The following is a 24,194-nucleotide window of genomic DNA, read 5'->3' as shown; positions in this document are numbered from 1 at the left end:
CCTGCGCCGACGACGGACACCGCGCCGCGCGCCGCGAGCCGGTCCGTGCTCGTCCGGTATCTCGCCCTCGCCCTGACGTGGGGGGCCAGCTTCCTGTTCATCAAGGTGGCCCTCACCGGCCTCTCGCCCGCCCAGACGGTGCTGGGACGCCTCGCGCTGGGCGCGCTCGCCCTCAACGTGATCATGCTGGTCACCCGCCGGAGGTGGCCCAGGCGGCCGGTGTTCTGGGCGCACATGGGGGTGGTCGCCCTGATGCTGTGCGTGGTGCCGTTCCTGCTGTTCGCCTGGGCCGGGCAGTACATCCCCTCGGGGCTCTCCAGCATCTACAACGCCACGACGCCCCTGATGACGATGCTCGTGACCCTGGCCGCGCTCCGGCAGGAGCGCCTCGGCGCGAGCGGGGTGCTCGGCCTGCTGCTGGGCGCCGCCGGTGTCGTCGTGGTGCTGGCCCCCTGGGACCTGGACGCGGAGACCGGTCCCTGGTGGGCGCAGGCCGCCTGCCTGGGGGCGACGTTCTGCTACGGCCTCTCCTTCGCCTACACGCGGCGCTTTGTCTTTGCGTACGGCCACGACGCCCCCACCATCGCCGCCGCCCAGGTCAGTGTGGCCACCCTGATGATGCTCGCGCTGAGCCCGCTGCTGGCCACCGGTCCCGTACGCCTGGATCTTCCCGTCGTGGCGAGTGTGGTCGCCCTGGGCGTCCTGGGCACGGGTCTCGCCTACGTGTGGAACACCTCGGTCATCGCGCACTGGGGGGCGACGACCGCCTCGACGGTGACCTACCTGACCCCGCTGGTGGGCGTCGTCCTCGGGGTGCTCGTCCTGGGCGAGGCACCGACGTGGAACCAGCCGGTGGGGGCGGTGATCGTCGTCGTCGGCATCATGATCGGCCAGGGCGTGGTCAGCGTCTGGCCAGGTCGCCGGTCTCGGTGACCAGCTCGGGGCCGGGGACGTCCTTCCAGGTGTAGGTGAGGGCGTCGCCCTTGCGCTTGAGCCACACGGTGCCGGCGATGCAACCGGTGCCGGAGCCGAGGGTGAAGGTCAGCTCGTCGGCGGTGGCCTTGGTCAGGGCGATCCGTCCCTTGCAGTTGCTGCCCGGCTCCGCCCATTCGGCCCCGTCGGCGCCCTCCTTGAGCGTGACCTCGATTCGTTTCCCGCCCGAGGAGAACGGGTTGGTGGAGGTGACGTCGTCCCCGGCCCACGCTCCGGCGAAGGAGGCGGGGACCTCGACCCCGTTCCCTCCCGAGGGGGAGGGCTCGGGAGTGGCCGGGACGTCGCCCCCGGACAAGGACGGCGAGGGCGAGGGCGAGGGCGACGGTATCGAGGGGGACAGTGTCGCCCGGTCGGTGTCCCCGACGACGGTCTCGGGGGCGCCCACGACGAGCCAGGCGGCGATCCCTGCGGCGACCAGCAGGGACACCGTGACGAGGACCGCGCCGGTGACGACCCCCCGGGGTCTACGGCCGGACTCCTGGGTCGTGAGCGCCGACCGTCCCGGAGGGGCGGCGATCCGGCTGCCGATCCTGGCGAGGTCCTCGGTGGACTCGGTGGAGGGGTTGGCCGCGCCCGGGTCGACGAGGCCGACCATCAGCGCGCGGGCCGTCGGGCGGCGGGCGGGATCCTTGTCCAGGCAGGAGGCGATCAGCCCCGCGAACGCGGGGGGCAGGGCCGACAGGTCCGGGTGATGGTTGAGGATCCGGTTCAGCACGGCCGGCACGGTGTCGGCCCCGAAGGGAGACCTGCCGCTCGCCGCGCAGAGCATGGTGGCCGCCCAGCCGAACACGTCGGAGGCGGGCGAGGCGGGAGCCCCGTTGATCTGCTCGGGGGACAGGTAGGCGGGGGTGCCGATCAGGCCGGAGGCGGTCGTGGCCGCGCTCTCCGCCCTGGCGATGCCGAAGTCGACCACCCGGGGGCCGTCGGGGCCGAGCAGCACGTTGGCGGGCTTGAAGTCGCGGTGCACCACCCCGGCGGCGTGGATGGCCGCCAGCGCGGTCGCCGTACCGACCACCAGGCGGTCTAGCTCGCCGCCCCGCAGCGGGCCCCGCTCGCGGATCCTCTCCTCCAGCGAGGGGCCGTCGACGAACTCGCTGACCACGTACGGGAGGGGGCCGTCCACGGAGGCGGTCAGCACGCGCGCCGTGCAGAAGGGCGCGACGCTCTCCAGGGCGGACAGCTCGCGGGCGAGCCGCGCCCGCGACGCGGTGTCGCCGCGGAACAGCACCTTCACCGCCACCCGCTCGCCACTGGGCGCGTGCGCGAGGTAGACGACGCCCTGGCCGCCCTCGCCGATCCTTCCGGCCAGCTGGAACGCGCCGAGCCGGGCCGGGTCGTCAGGGGTGAGGGGTGTCGCGACCATGGGGGCAAGGTTATCCGTCCCGCCCATGATGGGAAGTGGCAGGACACGTGGAGTGATGGCGTGGGTGCGCGTTTTCGTGGGTTTAGGGCGTCCGGCCATGGTTAGGAGGACGACTTCGCCGCCCGACGACTATCCGGAGTGCCTCAGTACCACACCGTGACAAGGGAACAGTTGGTTAACCGCCCATATGGTGCTGGGTCAACCATTACGCTCCGGTAGGGCAATATCACTCAGACAGTGGAGACGTTCCGTGGCCATCGATCTCGTTACCCGCCGTGAGTGGGGTGCCCGCCAGCCGCGCGGGTCCTACAGCAAACTCAACTCCACCAGGGGAGTGAAGGTCCATTACACGGGTGGCCAGGTCAGCCCGGACATCGTGAACGACCACACCAAGTGTGTCGCGCTGGTGAAGTCCATCCAGAACCACCACATGGACGGCAACGGCTGGATCGACGTCGGCTACTCCATGCTGGTGTGCCCGCATCGGAAGGTCTTCGAGGGGCGCGGCGCGCACAACGTCCCGGCCGCCAACGGGGCCGGGCTCAACAGCGACCACTACGCGGTGCTCGGCCTGGTCGGCTCGTCGGGGTTCACCAAGCCGACCGACAACGTCCTGCACGGCATCCTCGACGCCATCGAGTACCTCAGGGACAAGGGCGGCGCGGGCAAGGAGATCAAGGGCCACCGCGACGGCTACTCGACCAGCTGCCCCGGCGAGCCCCTGTACGCGTGGGTCAAGCGGGGTGCCCCCCGCCCCGGCGGAGGTCCCGCCGAGCCGCCGGAGCCGCACCCCTCCTTCCCCGGCCGCACGCTCAAGCAGCCGCCGATCATGAAGGGCGAGGACGTCCGTACCTGGCAGCGGCAGATGAGCGCCCGAGGCTGGGCGATCGACGTCGACGGCCTGTACGGCCCCGGCTCCAGCGAGGTCTGCCGGAAGTTCCAGAAGGAGAAGGGCCTGCCCGTCACCGGCGCCGTCGACCGCGCCACCTGGGACGCCTCCTGGCAGGAGCCCGTCAGCTGACCGTCGCCCCCGACGGGGCCGCCGTCCCCGTACGGCCCTCCGGGAACGGTCCACGAACCCCCCTGCCGACGCCCCCTATTGACCCCACTGTTGGTATCCGTCCGGAACCCGGGGGCGGTTCTCGGCGGGGAGGCGCTTAGGATCCGGTTCATGACCGTGCCGCCTGAGGAATCTCGATCGGCCGCCGAGTTCCCACCGGTCACCCGTGACCGGTGGCGGGAGCTGGCGCTCGGGGTGCTGCGCAAGTCCGGGGTCGAGACCGGCTCCCCGGAGGAGGCGCTGGCCTTCACCACCTACGACGGGGTGACGATCGCGCCGATCTACGACGCGTCCGACCTGCCCGGTGACCCCGGGCTTCCCGGGGCCGCCCCGTACATCCGCGGCTCCCGTCCCGAGGGCGGCTGGGAGGTGCGGCAGCGCCACGAGGTGCCCGATCCCGAGGCGGTCCTCGCGGACCTGGAGAACGGCGCCACCTCGCTGTGGCTCGCCCTCGACCCCGAGGACCTGCCCCGCGTCCTGGAGCGGGTCCACCTGGATCTGATCTCGGTCACGCTCGACGCGGGCAAGCGGACCCGCGAGGCGGCCGAGGCGCTCCTCACGCTGGCCGCGAGGCGGGGGACCCCGCCCCCGGGAGACACGGCCGCGGCGCCGTCCGATGGGTCCGGGCCATCTGGTGCGTCCGGTGGGTCTGGTGGTTCCGGGGCGTCCGGTGGGCCTGGTGCTTCTGGTGTTTCCGGGCCTGCCGGTGACTCGGGGACGCTCACCGGGAACCTGGGCGCCGACGCCCTCGACGACCCGGGGACCGCGATCGAGCTGGCCCGCCGCTGCGTCCGGGACCACCCGGGCCTCAGGGCGGCCGTCGTGGACGCCACGCCGTACCACGACGCGGGGGGCGGGGACGCGGAGGAGCTCGGCTGCTCCGTCGCCGCCGGGGTCGCCGCGCTGCGGACCCTGACCGGCGCGGGCCTGACGATGGAGCAGGCGTTCGGGCAGCTGGAGTTCCGGTACGCCGCCACCGCCGACCAGTTCCTCACCATCGCCAAGCTCAGGGCGGCCCGCAGGCTCTGGGCGCGCGTCGCCGAGGTGTGCGGCGTCTCCGGGGCGCCCGGCGCGGCGCAGCGGCAGCACGCGGTGACCAGCTCGGCCATGATGACCGCCCGCGACCCGTGGGTGAACATGCTCCGTACCACGCTCGCCTGCTTCGCGGCCGGGACCGGCGGGGCCGACGCGGTGACCGTGCAGCCCTTCGACGCCCGCCTCGGCCTGCCGGACGCCTTCGCCCGCCGCATCGCGCGCAACACCCAGTCCCTGCTCGTGGAGGAGGCCGGCGCGGCCCGGGTGATCGACCCGGCCGGGGGCTCCTGGTACGTCGAGCGGCTCACCGAGGACCTCGCGATCAAGGCGTGGGAGTGGTTCCAGGAGATCGAGCGGGCCGGGGGGATGGCCGACGCCCTCGCCTCCGGGCTCGTCGCGGGGCGGCTCGCCGCCACCTGGGAGCGGCACTCGGCCGCGATCGCCAGGCGCCGCGACCCGATCACCGGTGTCAGCGAGTTCCCCAACCTGGAGGAGAAGCCTCTCCACAGGCCGCCGGGGAGCGCCGCGAGGAGCGCCGGGGTGCACTACGCGCAGGATTTCGAGGCGCTGCGCGACCTGGCCGACGCCCAGGAGACCCGTCCCAGGGTCTTCCTGGCGACCATCGGCCCGGTCGCCTCGCACACCGCCAGGGCGTCGTTCGCGGCCAACCTGTTCCAGGCGGGCGGCATCGCCACCGTGACCGGCGGCACCACCACCGATCCCGCCGAGATCGCCGCCGCGTTCGCCTCCGGCGGGTCGACGATCGCCTGCCTGTGCTCCAGCGACCGGCTGTACGCCGAGCACGCCGAGGCGGTGGCCGCCGCGCTGAAGGGTGCGGGGGCGGTAAAGGTCTGGCTGGCGGGTAAGGGAGACTTCGAGGGCGTGGACGCCAAACTCTACGCGGGATGCGACGCGCTCGCCGTGCTCCGGACGACCTTCGACGACCTGGGGGTGGCTCGATGATTCCCGACTTCTCCGACGTCGAGCTCGGCGCGCGACCGGCGGCTCACGGCGCGGAAGGCACCGGTCCGCGGGGCCCCGGCCTGGAGGGCTGGGCGCGATCCGTACGGGAGGCGACCGGGAGCGATCCCGGCGACCTGGTGTGGGAGACGCCCGAGGGCATCGGGGTCAAGCCCCTCTACACCGCCGCCGACCTGGACGGGCTCGACTTCCTGGAGACCTACCCCGGCGCGGCCCCCTACCTGCGCGGCCCGTACCCGACCATGTACGTCAACCAGCCCTGGACCATCCGCCAGTACGCCGGGTTCTCCACCGCGACCGAGTCCAACGCCTTCTACCGGCGCAACCTGGCCGCCGGGCAGAAGGGCCTGTCGGTCGCCTTTGACCTGGCCACCCACCGGGGCTACGACTCCGACCACCCGCGCGTGGCCGGGGACGTCGGCATGGCGGGCGTGGCCATCGACTCCATCTACGACATGCGGCAGCTGTTCGACGGGATCCCCCTCGACAGGATGAGCGTGTCGATGACCATGAACGGCGCGGTGCTCCCGGTGCTCGCGCTCTACGTCGTGGCCGCCGAGGAGCAGGGGGTGGCCCCCGAGCAGCTCGCCGGGACCATCCAGAACGACATCCTCAAGGAGTTCATGGTCCGCAACACCTACATCTACCCGCCGGGCCCCTCGATGCGGATCATCTCCGACATCTTCGCGTACACCAGCGAGAGGATGCCGAAGTTCAACTCGATCTCGATCTCCGGGTACCACATCCAGGAGGCCGGGGCCACGTGTGACCTTGAGCTCGCCTACACCCTCGCCGACGGGATGGAGTACCTGCGGGCGGGTGTCGAGACGGGCCTGGACATCGACAGGTTCGCGCCGCGCCTGTCGTTCTTCTGGTGCATCGGCATGAACTTCTTCATGGAGGTCGCCAAGCTGCGGGCGGCGCGGCTGCTCTGGGCGCGGGCGGTGGCCGGATTCGGGGCGAAGAACCCCAAGTCGCTCTCGCTGCGGACCCACTCGCAGACCTCCGGCTGGTCGCTCACCGCCCAGGACGTCTACAACAACGTCGTCCGCACCTGTGTCGAGGCGATGGCCGCCACCCAGGGCCACACCCAGTCGCTGCACACCAACGCCCTGGACGAGGCCCTCGCCCTGCCCAGCGACTTCTCCGCGCGGATCGCCCGCAACACCCAGCTGCTGCTCCAGCAGGAGTCGGGCACCTGCCGGGTGATCGACCCCTGGGGCGGCTCCTACTACGTCGAGCGCCTCACCCACGAGCTGGCCACCAGGGCGTGGGGCCACATCGAGGAGGTCGAGGCCGCCGGGGGCATGGCCAGGGCGATCGACCAGGGGCTGCCGAAGCTGCGCATCGAGGAGGCCGCCGCTCGCACCCAGGCGCGCATCGACTCCGGGCGCCAGCCGGTCATCGGCGTCAACAAGTACCGGCCGGACGCCGACGAGCCCATCGACGTGCTCAAGGTCGACAACACCTCCGTACGCGCCCAGCAGCTCGACAAGCTGCGCCGCCTGCGCGAGGAACGCGATCCCGACCGGGTGGAGGAGGCGCTCACAGCGCTGACGAAGGGCGCCGCGAGCGACGGGAACCTCCTCGCGCTGTCGATCGAGGCGGCCCGCGCGATGGCCACGGTCGGGGAGATCTCCGACGCGCTGGAGCGGGTCTTCGGGCGGCACGCGGCGCAGATCCGTACGATCACCGGGGTCTACCGCGAGGAGGTGGGGTCCGGGGTGGACGGAGTCCGCGCGGCCTGCGCCGAGTTCGAGCGCCTGGAGGGCCGCCGGCCCCGCATCCTGGTGGCGAAGATGGGCCAGGACGGCCACGACCGGGGCCAGAAGGTGATCGCCACGGCCTTCGCCGACCTCGGCTTCGACGTGGACGTCGGCCCGCTGTTCCAGACGCCCGACGAGGTCGCCCGTCAGGCGGTCGAGGCCGACGTGCACGTGGTCGGCGTGAACTCGCTGGCCGCCGGGCACCTCACGCTCGTGCCCGCCCTCCGCGAGGCGCTGGCCGCGCTGGGCGCCGACGACATCATGATCGTGGTCGGCGGGGTCATCCCGCCGGGCGACTTCGACGCGCTGCGCGCGGCGGGCGCGAGCGCGATCTTCCCTCCCGGCACCGTGATCGCCGACGCCGCGCGGGCACTGCTGGCGGACCTGCTCATCCGGCTGGGCCATGACGCGAACGCTTGACGACTACGTCCGGGGGGTGAAGGAGGGGTCCAGGGCGTGGATCGCGCGGGCGATCACGCTGGTGGAGTCCTCCAGGGCCGACCACCGGGAGCTGGCCCAGCGGCTGCTCGCCGAGCTGACCCCGCTCGGCGGCGCGGCGCGCAGGGTCGGCATCACCGGCGTGCCCGGCGTCGGCAAGTCCACGTTCATCGACGCGCTCGGCACCCGGCTGACCGGGGAGGGCCACCGGGTGGCGGTGCTCGCCGTCGACCCGTCCTCGACGCGTACGGGCGGGAGCATCCTGGGCGACAAGACGAGGATGTCCCGCCTGGCGGTCGACCCGGACGCCTTCATCCGCCCCTCGCCCACCTCGGGCACCCTGGGCGGGGTCACCAGGGCGACCCGCGAGGCGATGGTCGTGGTGGAGGCGGCCGGATACGACATCGTCCTGGTGGAGACCGTCGGTGTCGGCCAGTCCGAGACCGCCGTGGCCGACATGGTCGACACCTTTTTGCTACTCACCCTGGCCAGGACGGGCGACCAGCTCCAGGGCATCAAGAAGGGCGTGCTGGAGCTGGCCGACGTGATCGCGATCAACAAGGCCGACGGCGCCGAGGGCAGCCCCCACGAGCTGGACGCGCGCCGGGCCGCCAGGGAGCTCGCGGGAGCGCTCCGCCTGCTGGGCGCGGAGCGGACGCCCCCGGTGCTCACCTGCAGCGGGCTGACCGGCAACGGGCTGGACGAGCTCTGGCGGCAGGTCGCCCGGCACCGCGACACCCTGGAGTCCTCGGGGGAGCTCGCCGAACGCCGCCGCCGCCAGCAGGTCCGCTGGACCTGGGCCCTGATCACCGACAGGCTGCTCACCCGGCTCCGCGAGCACCCCGAGGTCGCGGCGATCGTCGGCGAGGTGGAGCGCGAGGTCCAGGAGGGCACCCTCACCCCGTCGATGGCCGCCGACCGCATCCTCGCGGCCTTCGCCAGGGGCGGCTGACGGCTCCGGACGTCGGCGCCGGGGGCGGCCCGGGGGCGAGCCATCACTCTGGGTTACGCCAGGTCATCGCACGATTAGCGGCTGAGTCGCCATTTAAGCGCTCGTGTTAAGCACATGTTAACGAGACCCGTGCCCGAAAGTGGCAAGATTTATATTCTATACGCGCTTGATCACTTCTATCGGGTCATGTGATACTTCCTGCGAAGATTAACTAATGTTGTGATGTGGTGCGCTTTAGCGTGTAAAACACAGAATGAGACAGGCGAGGAGGCCCGGAGCGTCCCAGCGGGATTGTCGGCCGATCGGTCCTGATCTGTTGGTTGACCAGTCCTGATCCACGCCCCGGGTGGGAGCGGGACATGTGGGATGTCCCGTTTTCGAACACCGCCGCGCTCACCCGCGCGGGCGGTTGTCTCGTGCTGCGCCAATTCACGTCACACGAGGTGGGAGACGTTTGCCTATGTCTACGGACGTGCACGCCCGTCCTGGTCGCCGGGCGAGATCCGTGCCGATGCGCCAGGCTCTGCCGAAGCTCCTCCGCGAACCGGCGGGCGCGCTCGCCGAGTTCGCGCGGGAGGCGCGGGGGGAGATCATCCAGCTGAAACTGGGACCTTTCCGTCCCTATCTGATCACCCATCCCGACCACGTCCAGCAGGTAATGCGTCTCGAATGGACGAAGCACCAGCGTATGGGGATGTTCTGGCGCCCCCTGGAGCGGCTCTTCGGGCACAGCATCATGAGCGACGGCGAGCACTGGCAGAACAGCAGGAAGGTCCTGCAGCCCCTGTTCACCACGCGGTACATCGCCACGATCGCCGACGAGGTGTCCAGACGCGTCGCCGGGCGCGTCGAGGAGTGGGACGAGTACGTCCGGTCGGGCAAGGACTTCGACGCGGCCACGGAGATGTCCAGAATCCTCAGCTACATCGTCAACCGGGTGCTGTTCGGGGACAAACTGAACCGGGAGGACGGGGAACGCATTATCCCCGCTTTCGAACAGGCGTCCTATTCGCTGGTCTATCGGATTCTCATGCCGTTCATGCCGTATTTCATGAGGATTCCCGGCGACCGGGCCTTTCTGAAGGCCGTCCAGTCGATCGACGACGTGGTGTTCCCCGTGGTGCGAAAGGCGATGGCCGAACCCGACGACAACGTCGACATCATCTCCGTGCTCTGCCGGTCCGTCGACGAGAACGGCGACCGGCTCACCGAGAAGCAGATCCGCGACGCGCTGGTCAGCGTGTACGGCGCCTCCTCGGAGACCACCGCGATGGTCCTCACCTGGCTGTGGCTGCTGCTTGAGCAGCACCCGGACGTGGCGGCCAGGCTCCAGGCGGAGATCGACGAGGTGGTCGGCGAGGGGCCTGCCGTCCCCGAGGACATCCCCCATCTCGTCTACACGCGCATGGTCCTTCAGGAGACCCTCCGCCTGTACCCGGCGGGCTGGTTCCTCCCCCGCAGGGTCATGGAGGACACGGAGATCGGCGGCGTCCGGATCAGGGCCGGATCGTCGGTAGTGGTCACCCCGTACGCCACGCAGCGGCTTGAGGAGTTCTGGGAGCGCCCGGACGAGTTCGACCCCGAGCGTTTCGCGCCCGGGAGGTCCGAGAGCGAGGAGCGCAGGCACAGATACTCCTACTTCCCCTTCGGCGGAGGCCCGCACCGGTGCCTGGGCGAGCCCCTGTTCTACGTCGAGGCGCCGCTCGTGGTCGCGAGCATCCTCAGCCGGTTCCGGATGTCGGTACGCACCCCGGGACCGTTCGACACGGGCTGGGCCGCCTCGCTGCGCCCCCGGAAGAAGATCGCGCTGGGCGTGTCCTACAGCAGGCGAGCCCGGAGCGAGGCCCTGCGATGACGGTCCCCCCCGATCCGGACGCCCAGTCTGATTCCGATGTCCCTCCCGGTCCGGATGCCCGGCATGGTTCCGGGGTTCGTCCCGGTTCCGGTGTCCGGCCGGACGCCAGGGAGGCCGGGGCGATCTGCGCCCGCGCCGGGCGGTCCCAGCGGGACATGCGCGAGTGGGCGGAGACCTATCCCGGCCTGTTCTCCGCCAAGCCGTTCGACGCGGCCCTTTACAGCACGCTCTCGCTGGCGATGGCGTTCGGCGGCCCCTGGTTCGGCGTCGAGCAGCTGCGGATGGCGAACAAGGTCTCCCTCTGGGCGTTCGGCCTGGACTGGCTCGTCGACTACGTCGCCACCTCGCGGCCCGAGGTGGAGGACATCGCCCGGCGGTGCCTGGACGTGGCCGGAGGGGCCCCGCCGGTCCCCGGTGACGACCTGACCCGCATGCTCGGCGACATCCGCGACGAGCTCGCGGCCTCGCCCGCGTTCCCCCGGCTCGGGCCGGTCTGGCGCGACGAGCTGGAGCGCATGCTGGACGGGATGCTCACGGAGTGGCGCTGGAAGACCGACAAGGTCACGCCGACCTACGAGGAGTATCTCGGCAACGCCGACAACCTCGGCTTCTCCTACGTGTTCGCCGCCCACTGGATCCACGTCACGGGCCCCGGCGCGGTCGCGGACGCCGACGCGCTGCGCGAGGCGGGCCGGGCCGTGCAGCGGGTCATCCGCCTCCTCAACGACCTGGGCACCTACGAGCGGGACGTCGCCTGGGGCGATCTCAACGTCCTGCTGCTCGGTGTCGACCGCGCCGAGGTGGAGCGGCGGATCGCCGGGCTCGCGGCCCGGAGCCGGGAGCTGATCGCCCCGCTGCGGGCCGCCCACCCGGAGCTGGCGGGCTACATGGAACGGCAGATGGACTTCTGCGCCGGTTTCTACCAGGTCGGCGACTACTGGGGGACGTTGTGAGCGTCGACCGCCTGCTCGCCTTCACGGAACTCGGCACGGAGACCGGCGTCGGCGTCCGTACGGAGGACCGCGCGGCGTTCGACATGGGAATCGGCGCCGGGGTCGACGCGGTCGCCGAGGCGCGCGAACTGGTCGCCGGGCTGCTGGCCGAGCCCTGGGGCCAGGTGTCCGCCTCCCCGTACGAGACCGGCCGGGTGGTGAGCCTGGCGCCGTGGCTGACCGGGCACGCCGAGCGGGTCGAGTTCCTGCTCGCCGCCCAGCGGCCCGACGGCGGCTGGTCGCCGTCGGGCGACCACGCGTTCGTCCCCACCCTGAGCGCGGTCGAGGCGCTCCTGGCCGAACTCGGGCGCGACACCTCCTCCGGCCACGCCCTCCTCGCCAAGGCCGCCGACCGAGGGCTGGAGGCGATCAGGAACTGGTCCTTCCAGGCCACCTGGCCGCCGGACACGCCCGCGATCGAGCTCATCGTGGCGTCCCTGCTCGCCCTGATCGACGACCACCTCGGCGGCGGGGGACCGGAGGCGCCCCCGGGCATGGGCGGTGCCAAGCTGGCGGCCGTGCGGGCGTGGCTGGCGTCGGGCGCGCCGATCCCGCAGAAACTGGTCCACGCCCTTGAGGTCGCGGGCCCGGAGGCGACGGCCGCCTCCGGAATCCTGCCCACCCCGATGCCCGGCGGGATGGCGGCCGTCGGAGCCTCGCCCGGGGCGAGCGCCGCCTGGCTGGCCGCACTACCCAAGCCCGGCACCGGACCCGGCACCGAAACCGAAACCGAAACCGGACCCGGCCTCAAAACCGGACCCGGCCTCAAAACCGGACCCGGCCCCAAAATCGGAACCGGACCCGAAACCGGAGCTGGACCCAAAAGCGGGGCCGGGGACGAGGCGGCCGTACGGCGGTATCTGGAGGCCGTCGTAGCCTCCTCCGGCGGCCCGGTGCCGTGTACCCTCCCCATCTCCGTGTTCGAGCGCGGCTGGACGCTGAGCTGGCTGCGGCGTGCGGGAATCCCGGTGGACGTGCCGCCGGAGCTGGTCGCGAGCCTGCGGGACGGCCTCGGCCCCGACGGGATCGCCACGGGTCCCGGCCTGCCCGCCGACGCCGACACCACCTCCGTCGCCCTGTACGCGCTGGCGCTGCTCGGCGAGCCGCGCGAGCCGGAGGGGTTGTGGCCGTTCGAGCTGGAGACCCACTTCTGCACCTGGCGCGGTGAGGAGGGGATGTCCCCGACGACCAACGCGCACGTGCTCGACGCCTTCGGCGAGTACCTGCGCCGCCGAGGGGGAGAGCCCCGCCACGCGGCCGTCGTCGCGAAGCTGGCGGCGTGGCTGCGTGACCGGCAGAAGATGGACGGCAGTTGGACAGACCGCTGGCACGTCTCGCCGTACTACGCCACGGCCTGCTGCGCGATCGCGCTGCGCGAGTTCGGCGGCGGGGCGTCGGCGGGCGCGGTGAGCGGTGCCGTGGACTGGGTGCTCGGCACCCAGCGCGGGGACGGGTCGTGGGGCCGCTGGGAGGGCACCGCGGAGGAGACCGCGTACGCGCTGCAGACGTTGTTGCTGGCAGGCGCGGTGCGGGACGGGCGGTGGCGGGAGGCCGTGGAGCGCGGATACCGCCATCTGCTGGCCGCCCGTGACCGCCAGGCGCCCGCGCTCTGGGTCGACAAGGACCTGTACCTGCCGGTGGCGATCGTCAGGGCCGCCGTTCTCGGCGCGCTTCACCTGGCGCGACACGCGCTCACCATTCCCGAGGGCGACTCGTATTGAAAATTGACCGTGAATTCAAAACAGGACACAAGGGCGCATCCACTCTGTCTGCCTTGAGGGTTTTTAGTGACATTGCTATGGTTCGGCGGGTGTGATGTGGGGTGTCCCGCTGATCCCAGCGATGTGGCGACCGTTTGACCTGTTTGGCCAGTGTGTGTCAACCGCCACGAAAAATGCCGTCTATTTTCTTTCTGCTTCCCGGGGTGGATACCATGCGCTTGCGTAACGCGAGCTTGCGGACCAAGGTCACGGCACTTCTGGTGTCGCTCGCCGCGCTCTGGGCGTTCACGGCATGGGTAACGGTCCGTGATGGTCTGAACATGCTGGGCGTGGCGACCCTCAACACCGAGGTGGCCGACCCGAGTGAGCGGCTCATCGTCGAGCTGCAGGCCGAGCGGCGGCTGACCGCGGTCACCCTGGGCTCGGTCAGCGGGGAACGCCAGCGGCGCGAGGCGCTGGCCTCCCAGCGGAAGCGCACCGACGCCGCCGACGCGCACTTCAGGAGCCTCACCGGCGGAAGCAGCGTGGAAATCCTGGGAACCCCCGCCCTGGAGCGCCGCCTCGGCGAGACCCGCCGGTTGATGGACGGCCTGCCCGCCGCGCGCAAGGCGATCGACGCGGGCCGGGTCAACCGGAGCTGGACGGCCACCGAGTTCACCGACATCGTCGACTCGATCTTCCGCGTCTACGACTCGCTGGCGACGCTGGACGACGAGGAACTCGCCAAGGACACCCGTACGCTCATCGCGATGAACCGGGCCAGGGACCTGCTGTCCCAGGAGGACGCCCTGGTGATGGGCGCCCTGACGGCGGGCCGGTTCGCCGACGGCGAGCAGGTCAGGTTCACGCAGATGGTCGGCACGCGGCGCTTCCTCACCGAGCAGGCGGTGGCCGAGCTGCCCCCCGCCGACCAGGAGGCCCACCGGCGGATGGTCGCCGGTGAGCAGTTCACCCGGCTGCGCGTCATGGAGAACCAGCTGATCGAGGACTCGAACGTGGTGCCGGCCGGGGTGGTCGACGTCATGAGGTGGAGTTCCGACGCCCAGGTCGCGCAGACCAGGTTCACGCAGGCCGTGCTCACGGCCGGCAGCGGAGTGGTCGAGTGGTCGGGCCCGGTCGCCGTCGGCGTCATCGGGCGGCTCGCGCTGGCCGGTGGCCTGGGCCTGGTGGCCGTCATCGCCTCGGTCGTCCTGGCCATCACCACGGCCCGCGACCTGGTCCAGCAGCTGGAGAAGCTGCGGGCCGCCGCCTGGGAGCTCGCCAACGAGCGGCTGCCCGCCGTGGTCGAGCGGATCGGTCACGGCCAGGTGGTGGACGTCGCGGCGGAGGCGCCTCCCCTCAAGTTCGGAGACGACCAGATCGGGCAGGTCGGCCAGGCGTTCAACGCCGTGCAGCGGACCGCGATCAAGGTCGCCGCGGAGCAGGCCCAGCTGCGCCGCGACATCGCCGACATCCTGCGCAACCTCGCCCGCCGTACCCAGTCGCTGGTACACCGCCAGCTGAGCGTGCTCGACGTCATGGAGCGGCGCGAGAACGACCCGCAGGAGCTGCGCGACCTGTTCCGGCTCGACCACCTGGCGACCCGCATGCGCCGCTACGCGGAGAACCTCCTCGTGCTCTCCGGCGCGGCGCCCGGCCGCGCCTGGCGCGACGCGGTCCCGATGATCGACGTGGTCCGCGGCTCCCTCGCCGAGATCGAGGACTACACCCGGGTGGACGTGATGCCCCTGGGCGAGGTCTCGCTGGACGGCAGGGCCGTGAGCGACGTCATCCACCTGATCGCCGAGCTCGTCGAGAACGCCGCCTCCTTCTCCCCGCCCTACACGACGGTGCAGGTCGGCGGATACCTCGTGGCCCACGGCTACGCGCTGGAGATCGAGGACCGGGGCCTGGGCATGAGCGCCGCGGACATCGCGGAGGCCAACGAGCGGATCGCCAACCCCCCCGAGCTCAAGCTCTCCGGCAACGCCCGCCTCGGCCTGTACGTCGTCAGCCGCCTGGCCGAACGGCACGACATCCGGGTGACCTTCAAGTCCTCCCCGTACGGCGGCACGACCGTCGTCGTCCTCATACCGCAGGAACTGGTCAACGAGGAGGAGCAGGGGGCTCCCTCCGTCGGCGTCGGCGTGCCGCAGCAGGCACGCCCGGTGAGCAGCACCGAGATGAACGGCACCACCTCCGCCGTCGCCGCGGTCCGCGGCAGGGTGGGGGACCCGCTGGGTATCACCGGTGGCCCCGCGCGGGTCGCCGAGGCGGAGGGAGAGATCATCAGCGAGCACGTTCCCGGAGCCAGGCCCGAGACCTGGGAGCCCGAGCAGCCCGCCAACGGCCGCCCGCATTCCGCGGGCCCTCCCTCCGGCCTGCTCGCCGACCCGGCGGCCTCCGGTGGCGCCGCCGACCCCAGCCGTTTCTTCACCCCGCCCGCCGGTCGCTCCGCCGACCCGGGCCGCGCGGAGCAGGCGCCCTCCGGACGGCACTCCGCGGGTCCCGCGCCCGGCGAGGACTTCGTCGACCCGACGTTCCCCGGCCGCTTCGCCGATCCCTCGGCGCTCAGGCAGATGCCCGAGACCGGTACGCCCGGCCGCCTGCCCGATTTCACGAACCCCGGATCCCCCGTCTCGCAGGGTGTTCCCGGCGGGGGTCTCGACGACTCCCGTACCGGCGGCTCAGGGGCGTCGCTGCCGCCCGTGCTGCCCCCGCCCGACAGCAGTCACACGCCGGGTGGCCTCCCGAGGCGCGTCCCGCAGACCCACCTGGCCGCCCCCCTTCAGGAGGACGAGCCCGCGGTCCCGCAGCCTCCGGTCGGTGACGCCGACGACGAGCGCTCGCCGGAGATGATCCGCGCGGCGATGTCGTCTTTCCAGGCGGGTACGCGACGGGGCCGTGACGACGCCGCCCAGCTGCTCGACGGTGACGGCGACCCGGCGGGCGAGGGCGGGCCCACGGTGTGACCCCAGTGGATGATCTCAAGTCGCGGGTGCCGGGAAGGCGCCGATGAGCCGCCAGGAACCGGCGACGGAACGTCGGCAGGCAAAAGGAAAGGACAACGCGTGGTGCAGGGAACAGGATCTTTCACGGACCTGGCCTGGTTGCTGGACGACCTGGTCTCGCGGGTGGAGGAAGCTCAGCACGGAATCGTGTTCTCCACCGACGGCCTGCTGCTGGCCGCGTCGGCGGGGTTCTCCCCGGCCGACGCCGAGCATCTGGCCGCCGTCGGATCGGCGATCCAGAGCCTGGGCAAGGGAGTCAGCGAGCGGGTCGGCGGCGGGCCGATGCGCCAGACCATCATCGAGATGCGGACGGCGTACCTGATCGTCACCGCCGCGGGCCAGGGAGCCTGCCTGGCGGTGTTCTGCAGCGCCGAGGCCGACGTCGGCCTGGTGGCCTACGAGATGGCCATGCTCGTCACCCGCGTGGGCCAGTACCTCACCTCGCCCACCAGGACGGCCGACTCCTCCTTCAGGGGCGACGGCATACGATGAGCATCTTCGACGAGCAGCCAGAATCCCAGTGGGTCGGCGACGAGGCGGGGCCGATCGTCAGGCCGTACGTCCTGACGCGGGGCAGGACCGAACCGAGCCGCGGCAGGTTCGACCTCATCACCCTGGTGGTGACCATCCGGCAGGTCTCGTCGAGGGAGCCGGGCCTGGACCCGGAGTGCCTGGCCATCGTCAGGCTCTGCCAGCAGGCCCAGTCGGTCGCGGAGATCGCGGCCCATACGAACCTTCCGGCAGGCACGGTCCGTGTCCTGCTCAGCGACCTGCTCGATCAGGGATTCATCGCCATGCAAGAACCGCATTCGGAGACGGATATGCACGACGAGAGGCTGTACAGGGCGGTGCTCGATGGACTCCGTGCGCTCTAGTCGCGACGCCGGGCGCGTGAAGCTGCCCAAGGCGATCAAGATCCTGGTCGCCGGCGGGTTCGGCGCGGGCAAGACCACGCTGGTCGGCGCGGTGTCCGAGATAGAGCCGCTGCGCACCGAGGAGACCCTGAGCGACCGGGGTATCGGCGTCGACGACCTGTCGGGCGTGGAGACCAAGCAGACCACCACGGTCGCCATGGACTTCGGCCGCATCACCATCGGCGACGACTACCGCCTCTACCTGTTCGGCACGCCCGGCCAGGAGCGCTTCTGGTTCCTGTGGGACGAGCTCGCGCTGGGCGCGCTGGGCGCGGTGGTCCTCGCCGACACCCGCAGGCTGGCCGACTGCTTCCCCTCGCTCGACTACTTCGAGCGGCGCGAGACGCCCTTCATCGTCGCGGTCAACTGCTTCGACGGGGCCCGTCGCTACGAGCTCGACGAGGTCAGGCTCGGGCTCACCCTCCACCAGGACATCCCGATCGTGCTGTGCGACGCCAGGCAGCGGGAGTCGGGCAAGAAGGTGCTCATCACCCTCGTCGAGCACGCGATGCGGATGCGGCTGGGCACGACGTCCCCGCCCGAGGGTGCCGAACCTCCCACGGGTCAGGCCGCGGCCCGCTGACACGACGATCTGTCGCGGAGCGGACCGCGCCTCTCACGGGCCAGGCTTGTGGTCCGCTGGCACGGGTCTGTCGCGGAGCGGCCCGCGCCGGGACCCCCCACGGGCCAGGCCACGACCGCTGACACGACGGTCTCTCGCGGAGCGGACCGCGCCCCGCCGGTCCTTACCGACCGTTACGGTCTCAACCGGCGGGACGTGGTCCGTCGACGCGACGGCCTTTCTCCCGGAGCGCGGCGCGCGGACGCGCCGACCTCCGAAGTGAACCGCCCGCGCGTTGTTTTCCCCCGGCTTTCCGGTTTCTCCGTTTTCCCCGGATTTACCCGATTTATCGGGCTTTCCTGGTTTTCTGGCTTCCCGGTCCCGGGTTTCCTGATTCTGTGGTTTTTTGATTCCCGGGGCGGATCATCCCCGTCCCGGGGGCGTTTTGTCCCTCCGGTAGGGACGAATCCCTCACCACCTGACTGCGACCCGCAACACGTCGTGCCCCGCGTGTCACGATAGCCGCGATCACCTGGCGTCCTACCGTGCGGGGAAACCTATGTGTGACGATCCGAACATGCCTCTCAGCGTCGCCCGCGCGCTCGGGGAGTACCGGGCGCTGCTGGACGAGTATGGCGTCACCTGGGGCGAGGATCCCATCTTCTACGTCAGGGCCATGGCCACCGACGCCTACCTGATGGGCACGACGAGCTTCTGGGAGGTCTGCTACGGCATGCTCGGCGCCCGCCACCCCGGTGCGCCGTTCGAGGAGCTCAGGGACCGTCTCGACGAGCTGGACATGGACGAGGTCGTCCGCGGTGTCCTCGCGGGCAGGGTGCTCGACAACCTCGCCGCGCTCCGCCTCACCGGCGAGGGGACCGAGGTGCGGGCACGGGCGCAGGCCGTGCTGGACGGCAGGCCCCTGCGTACGACGCTGCTGGTCGACTCCACCAGGCCCGAGCCGGTCACCGTGCTGGTGGACGGGCGGGCGCACGTGGTCGGCCCCGGTGGCGCCCGGCTCATCAAGATCACGAGCCGGAGCGAGGTGGTCGCCGACGGCGTACCGGTCGACCTGTCGCCCCTGACCCGCCCCGCCCCCGCGGCCCGCCTGCGGGTGCGCGCGGGCCTCCCGTGCAAGTGGAGCGTGTACGGCGAGCACGGCCAGGGCTGGTACCCGGAAGGCGCCCCCGAGCGGCACGACTACCACGTGCGGCCCTACTTCCACGGTGACGACCTGGTCCTGGACGTCCCGGCCGAGACGCTGACCGTGCGGGTGTCCCGGGGTATGGAGTACGGCTCCGCCCAGGTCACGGTCACCCCGGAGGCGGGCGGGGAGACCCTCGTCGAGCTGACCCCCGAGCGGCTCTACGACGCGGCCGCCCTCGGCTGGTACGGCGGGGACATGCACGTCCACCTCAACTGGGCGGGCGACATGGTCGGCACGCCCGAGCTCGCGGGGGTCATGCAGCACGGCGAGGACCTGCACGTCCTCAACCTGGTCGCCGGGAACGTCTCCTCCGAGCGGGTCTACGACTCCGAGGCGCTCGAGCACTGGGCCGGGCGGGACCTGCCCTGGTCCGACGACTCCCACCTGGCCAGGATCGGCGTTGAGTACCGCAACGACCTGCTCGGCCACCTCTACGCCTTCGGCGTCTCGGCCCCGCCCGCGCGCTTCCACACCGGTTTCCTCGGCACCGCCGACTGGCCGCCCAACAGCGTCGCCTGCGAGGAACTGCGCGGGCTGGGGGCCGTCACCGGCTACAGCCACCCCTTCCACACGCCGTTCGCCGACACCGACGCCCCGGACAAGGCCTTGCAGTGGGGGCGCAACTGCTCCTCACGGGAGATCGTCGCCGACGCGGCGCTCGGCCTCGTCGACACCCTGGACGTGCTCAGCCAGACCTCGATCATCGCGACCGCCGCCGTCTACCGGCGCCTGATCGGGGCGGGCAACCGCATCGCGGTCACCGCGGGCACCGACGCGATGGTCTCCTTCGCCCGGCGGGGAAACCAGTCCAACCCGCCCGGCTGGGCGCGCGTCTACGCCCGGGTGGACGGGCCGCTCACCGCCGCGTCGTTCGCCGAGGCGGTCAGGCGGGGCCGTACCTTCGGCACCACGGGACCCTGGCTGGAGCTGTCGGTCGCGGGCCACGGCCCCGGTGCCACCCTGGACCTGTCACCGGGCGAGCGGATCACGATCACCGTCCGGTCGACGGGACCGGAGGTGGAGCGGCTGGAGATCCGTACTGCCGACGGCGTGCTGGCCGAGGGGCCGCCCGGCGAGCTGACCGCCGAACTGGTCGCCGGTGATCCCACCTACGTCGTCGCCGTCGCCACCGGCGGCCCGCACGAGCGGTGCTTCACCGACGGGGTGTACGCCCACACCAGCCCGGTCTACCTCGACGTGGGCGGCCGTCACGTGGCCAGGGCCGAGGACGTCGGCTGGTGCCTGGAATGGCTGGACACCCTGGAGGCGCTGCTGCGGAAGGAGGGCACCTTCGAGACCGCCGGGCAGCTCAACGACCACCTCGTCCTGATCGGCCGGGCCAGGGAGATCTACCGGTCCCGCCTGGCCTGACGGCGGCCACCCCCGGCCCTGCCCTGCTCGGTCCTGTCCTGCCCGGTCCGGTTTGCTCGGTCCGGCGCCGCGCGGCACCCGGCCCGGCGGCGGGATCCGGGACACTCCCTGGACCGCGCGCGAGCGGGGACATGCGAGGCTTGTCGGCATGAACCGCCTGTCTGAGGTCGACCTATCGCAGAAGCTCTCCAAGAAGGACGCCTCCGAGCGCCTCGACGCCGCTCTGGACCACCTGCTCCGCCTGCGGCTCACGCTCGGCGGCCAGGTCGGCGAGCAGCGCATCGGCCCGCCGCTGTGCGTGGTCTTCGAGGGGTGGGACGCCTCGGGCAAGGGCGGCGCGATCAAGCGGCTGGTGCGCCCGCTGGACCCGCGCCACGTTCGCGTCGCCCAGTTCGCCGCGCCGACGTACGACGAGAAGCGGCACCACTTCCTGTGGCGGTTCTGGCCGGTCCTGCCCGGCTGGGGCGGGATGACCGTGCTCGACCGCTCCTGGTACGGCCGGGTGCTGGTGGAGCGGGTCGAGGGCTTCGCCACCGAGGAGCAGTGGTCCCGCGCGTACGGGGAGATCGTGGAGTTCGAGCGGACCCTCGCCGCCGAAGGCATGATCATGGTCAAGTTCTGGATGCACGTCTCCGAGGAGGAGCAGCTCAGGCGCTTTCAGGATCGGGCCGACGACCCGCTGCGGGCGTGGAAGCTCACCGACGAGGACTGGCGCAACCGCGAGAAGCGCCCGCAGTACGAGGTCGCGGTGGAGGAGATGCTCGCGCGCACCGACCACTCGAAGGCGCCGTGGTACGTGGTCCCCGGCGACGACAAGCGCCTGGCCCGCGTCACGGTCGTGGAGACCGTCTGCGCCGCGATCGAGGCCGAACTCGCCGCCAGGGGCCACGAGCCGGTGATCTCCTCCGCGGCGGGCGGCGCCGCGGACGAGTAGCGGGATCCCGCCGTCGGTGTCGGCCGTGTTTGGGTGGTGGCGTCGGCGCCGTTCCGGTGAGAAGTATGGGAGCGGCGGAAGCGCCCCGGGCGCGGGGGCAGGCGGCAGAATCGAATGGCTGTCCGTTCGTTCGTCATCGCCGTTCGTCGTGACTGGTTTGTCATGAACGATTCGTTGTGAGCGGTTCGCCGGGGCAGCTGGTCGTTGCGGTTCGTCATGGTTTTTCGTCATCGCAGGAGGGTGCGGCGCATGCGGTTGGGCTCGCGGCTGAGCAGGCTGGACCGGCGGGTGTTCGCCATGGTGGCGGGCGCGAGGTTGCCCGGTCTCGAACGCGTCGTCCCCGCGCTGTCGCGCGCGGCCGACAACTCGCTCCTGTGGGCCGGGGTGGCCGGGGCGCTGGCGGTCAGCGGACGGCGGCCGCTGCGCCGGGCCGCGACCAGGGGGCTGCTCGCGGTCAGCCTCGCCAGCCCGCTGGTCAACCTGGTCGGCAAGCAGGCCTTCCGCAGGAACAGGCCGTCGGCCGAGGGACTCCCACTCGCCCGGCTGATCAAGATGCCCGCCTCGGCGTCGTTCCCCTCCGGCCACTCCGCCTCGGCGGGCGCCTTCGCCGCGGCCGTGGCCCTGGAGGCACCCCGCGCGGTCGCGGTCCCCGTCGCGCTCCTCGCGGCGGCCGTCTGCTTCTCCCGCGTCTACACCGGCGTGCACTATCCCGGCGACGTGCTCGCCGGAGCCGGGATCGGCGTGGCGGCGGGGCTGCTCACCCGTCGCATCTGGCCCGACGCCGGTGAGGCGGGGCAGGCGCGCGCCGCGCTCACGGCGCCGTCCGCGCGGCTCGACCCGGAGGGCGAGGGGGCGATCGCCGTGGTCGACGGCTCCGCCGACGCCGTGGCGGGAACGGCCGAGGCGCTGCGCGTGGCCTTCCCCCGGGCCGAGGTCGTCGAGGTGTCGCCGGGCGACGACCTCGGGGCAGCCGTGCGGGACGCCGCCTCGCGGGCGAAGGTGCTCGCGGTGGCCGGGGGAGACACCGTGGTCAACCTGGCGGCCCAGGAGACGGCGGGCGGGGCGACCCCGCTGCTGGTCGTTCCCGCGAGCGTGCATGGTCAGTTCGCCCGCGCGCTCGGGATGGAGACCCCCGAGGAGGCCGTGACGGCCTACCGCAGCGGTGACCTCGTGGCCGTCGACGTCGGCGAGGTCGCGGGCCGGACGTTCGTCAACACCGCCAGCGTGGGCGTCTACCCGGCGCTGGTGGAGCGCAGGGAGCGGCGGCAGGGCCGGATCGGCAAGTGGCCCGCGCTGTTCTGGGCCATGGCCGAGGTACTCGGCCCAGGAGGCGCGCAACCCGTCGACCTCGTCGTGGACGGAGTACCCCGGCGCGTATGGATGGTGTTCGTGGGCAACTGCCGCTACGAGGCGCGTGGCGGAGCCCCCGCCAGGCGGCAGCGCCTGGAGGACGGCCTGCTGGACATCCGGGTGCTCGCCGCCGCCGACCGGCTGCCCCGGCTGCGGGTGTTCCTCAGCCTCCTGGCGGGACGGGTGAAGCTGTCACGCCACTACCAGCAGTGGCAGGCCGACACGCTGCGCGTCTCCGCGTCCTCGGCCTCAGGACGGCTCCCGCTGGCGCGCGACGGCGAGACGTTCACGGTCACGGGCGAGGTGGAGTTCACCAAGCGCCCGCGATCGCTCCTGGTGATCCGACCGGCGGGCTGACCTCCGGACGACGTCCCAGCCACACACCGGCCCGGAAAGCGGAGCGTACGTGAAGAGAAGCGGGCGCACGTGGAGAGCGTGGGGCGTACGTAGAGGGCGGCGGGTGTGCGTGGAGAAAAGCGGGCATGCGTAGGGGGAAGCGGGCGTGCTTGGCGTCGGTTACGGGCTGTCGTTTCCGGGGGCGATCGGCGTCATCCGGTGGCTGTGCGCGGACCGGGGAAAGGGGCGCTGTCAGAGATTGCCGATTCCCCGGCACTGTTTGACGCCCAGTGATCGATCCGGCGATAGTTGTGCAGGTGACTTCCCCCCGTTTGCTCGCCTGTGCCGTGGTCACCCTGGTGGCCCTGACAGCCTGCACCTCGCCCCCGGGTGCCCCTGTGGTCGGCCCGGCGACCGCGGGGGGCACGGTCGGAACGGGACGGGGATCCGACGGTCCGGTCTCCTCGACCACCGGCCCGCCCGCCGCCGTGACGCTGACGCCCGACGAATACCGGGCCGAGCTTGAGGAGGCGCGCGGCCCGGTGCGCGCCGCGGTGAAGAAGCTGGCCGTGACCGGCGGCCTGAAGACCCTCGGCAAGCAGTTGCAGAAGACCTCCGGCGCGGTGGAGGGCGCGGTGACCCGGCTGTCCGCCCTCGCCCCTCCCGCCGAGGTGAAGGCCCAGCACGACAGTTACGTCGAGGCCCTGGGCCGGTTGCGGACCTCTTTCGACACCGCCCGCCAGGACGCCGAGGATCAGCGGGTGTGCACCGGCCCGGCCGTGCTGACCGGCATGGCCCAGGCGGACCAGCTGTCCGACGTGGAAGACGTCGCCAAGACGCTGAGCGGGTATCCGGCGAGCGTCATCCCGGTCAAGGCGGCCAAGAAGCGCGATCGTCGCCTGTCCAACGGCAGGTTCATCGCCTCCGAGGGGCGTCCGGGCCGCGCCTACCTCGAACTGCGCAACGGCACCAGGCAGGACGCCGTCGTCGTCCTGGTGCGCGGCAAGAAGAAGGCCGTCACCGTGTACGTCCGCAAGAAGTCCAACTTCAAGATCCGGGGTGTACGGGACGGTAGCTACAAGATCTACTACACCCTCGGCGAGGACTGGGACGCGAAGGCGCGCACCTTCACCCGGTCGTGCGCCTTCGAGCAGTTCGGCAAGACCGTGCGGTTCAGGACCATCAACACCGCGACCCAGATCCGCTGGACCGACTGGACGATCACCCTGCACGCCGTGAGCGGCGGCACCGTGAAGCCGAAGAAGGTCAAGCCGGGTGACTTCCCCACCTGACGAGCCCCTCTTCACCGGGTCGGCGTCCCCTGTCTCGGGCGCCGGGCTTTCATCGGGTCGGCGTCCCTCGGTCCGAGGCGGC

17 protein-coding genes are annotated in these 24,194 nt (G+C 71.7%); 16 read left to right on the top strand and 1 reads right to left on the bottom strand.

All coding sequences use genetic code 11. The features are described 5' to 3' along the window. Window positions 1-45 precede the first annotated feature (45 nt). A complete protein-coding gene (locus tag ACW9TB_RS13270; protein ID WP_472748293.1) occupies window positions 46-933 on the top strand; it encodes a DMT family transporter in 888 nt (295 codons plus the stop codon). Here the strand turns inward: ACW9TB_RS13270 and ACW9TB_RS13265 are convergent. After that, window positions 902-2,356: a serine/threonine-protein kinase gene (locus ACW9TB_RS13265; protein WP_472748292.1), complete on the bottom strand. Its 1,455-nt coding sequence runs from the start codon at window positions 2,354-2,356 to the stop codon at window positions 902-904. The genes ACW9TB_RS13270 and ACW9TB_RS13265 overlap by 32 nt on opposite strands. Window positions 2,357-2,606: 250 nt before the next feature. Between ACW9TB_RS13265 and ACW9TB_RS13260 the strand changes: the two genes are divergently transcribed. The 15 genes from ACW9TB_RS13260 (at window position 2,607) to ACW9TB_RS13190 (ending at window position 24,112) form a co-directional block, all read left to right on the top strand. Continuing rightward, the gene (locus tag ACW9TB_RS13260; protein ID WP_472748291.1) at window positions 2,607-3,377 is read left to right on the top strand and encodes a peptidoglycan recognition protein family protein; all 771 of its coding nucleotides are present in this window, start codon (window positions 2,607-2,609) and stop codon (window positions 3,375-3,377) included. 150 nt (window positions 3,378-3,527) lie between these two features. Then, window positions 3,528-5,414 carry a methylmalonyl-CoA mutase family protein gene (locus ACW9TB_RS13255; RefSeq protein WP_472748290.1) on the top strand — a complete coding sequence of 629 codons (1,887 nt, stop codon included), beginning with the start codon at window positions 3,528-3,530 and terminating at the stop codon, window positions 5,412-5,414. After that, complete coding sequence (gene scpA / locus ACW9TB_RS13250) at window positions 5,411-7,618, top strand: methylmalonyl-CoA mutase (protein WP_472748289.1); 2,208 nt, start codon at window positions 5,411-5,413, stop codon at window positions 7,616-7,618. Before ACW9TB_RS13255 ends, scpA begins: the two co-directional genes overlap by 4 nt. Then, complete coding sequence (meaB, locus tag ACW9TB_RS13245) at window positions 7,602-8,588, top strand: methylmalonyl Co-A mutase-associated GTPase MeaB (protein WP_472748288.1); 987 nt, start codon at window positions 7,602-7,604, stop codon at window positions 8,586-8,588. The genes scpA and meaB overlap by 17 nt, the downstream gene beginning before the upstream one ends. A 511-nt stretch (window positions 8,589-9,099) precedes the next feature. Next, complete coding sequence (locus ACW9TB_RS13240) at window positions 9,100-10,443, top strand: cytochrome P450 (RefSeq protein ID WP_472748287.1); 1,344 nt, start codon at window positions 9,100-9,102, stop codon at window positions 10,441-10,443. A gap of 155 nt (window positions 10,444-10,598) precedes the next feature. Beyond that, a complete protein-coding gene (locus ACW9TB_RS13235; protein WP_472748286.1) occupies window positions 10,599-11,396 on the top strand; it encodes a terpene synthase family protein in 798 nt (265 codons plus the stop codon). Next, on the top strand, window positions 11,393-13,156 hold the full coding sequence (locus ACW9TB_RS13230; RefSeq protein WP_472748285.1) for a prenyltransferase/squalene oxidase repeat-containing protein: 1,764 nt from the start codon (window positions 11,393-11,395) through the stop codon (window positions 13,154-13,156). Before ACW9TB_RS13235 ends, ACW9TB_RS13230 begins: the two co-directional genes overlap by 4 nt. A gap of 212 nt (window positions 13,157-13,368) precedes the next feature. Beyond that, complete coding sequence (locus tag ACW9TB_RS13225; RefSeq protein WP_472748284.1) at window positions 13,369-16,107, top strand: sensor histidine kinase; 2,739 nt, start codon at window positions 13,369-13,371, stop codon at window positions 16,105-16,107. 99 nt (window positions 16,108-16,206) lie between these two features. After that, window positions 16,207-16,638 carry a roadblock/LC7 domain-containing protein gene (locus tag ACW9TB_RS13220; protein ID WP_472748283.1) on the top strand — a complete coding sequence of 144 codons (432 nt, stop codon included), beginning with the start codon at window positions 16,207-16,209 and terminating at the stop codon, window positions 16,636-16,638. After that, a complete protein-coding gene (locus ACW9TB_RS13215) occupies window positions 16,635-17,021 on the top strand; it encodes a DUF742 domain-containing protein (protein ID WP_472748282.1) in 387 nt (128 codons plus the stop codon). Before ACW9TB_RS13220 ends, ACW9TB_RS13215 begins: the two co-directional genes overlap by 4 nt. Next, entirely contained in the window at window positions 17,002-17,643 is a 642-nt protein-coding gene (locus ACW9TB_RS13210) for a GTP-binding protein (protein ID WP_472748281.1), read from the top strand. Before ACW9TB_RS13215 ends, ACW9TB_RS13210 begins: the two co-directional genes overlap by 20 nt. Before the next feature lie 556 nt (window positions 17,644-18,199). Further along, on the top strand, window positions 18,200-20,200 hold the full coding sequence (locus ACW9TB_RS13205) for a CehA/McbA family metallohydrolase (protein WP_472748280.1): 2,001 nt from the start codon (window positions 18,200-18,202) through the stop codon (window positions 20,198-20,200). 148 nt (window positions 20,201-20,348) lie between these two features. Further along, the gene (locus ACW9TB_RS13200) at window positions 20,349-21,134 is read left to right on the top strand and encodes a polyphosphate kinase 2 family protein (RefSeq protein WP_472748279.1); all 786 of its coding nucleotides are present in this window, start codon (window positions 20,349-20,351) and stop codon (window positions 21,132-21,134) included. Between the two features lie 249 nt (window positions 21,135-21,383). Continuing rightward, on the top strand, window positions 21,384-22,841 hold the full coding sequence (locus ACW9TB_RS13195) for a phosphatase PAP2 family protein (RefSeq protein ID WP_472748278.1): 1,458 nt from the start codon (window positions 21,384-21,386) through the stop codon (window positions 22,839-22,841). A 296-nt stretch (window positions 22,842-23,137) separates the two neighbouring features. Then, window positions 23,138-24,112, top strand: coding sequence for a hypothetical protein (locus ACW9TB_RS13190; RefSeq protein WP_472748277.1), 975 nt, complete (start codon window positions 23,138-23,140; stop codon window positions 24,110-24,112). The last annotated feature ends 82 nt before the right edge of the window (window positions 24,113-24,194 follow it).

This window comes from Streptosporangium sp. H13245 (assembly GCF_055690525.1).
Note: the sequence above shows the minus strand (reverse complement) of the source record. Positions and strands in the feature narration are given on the sequence as shown.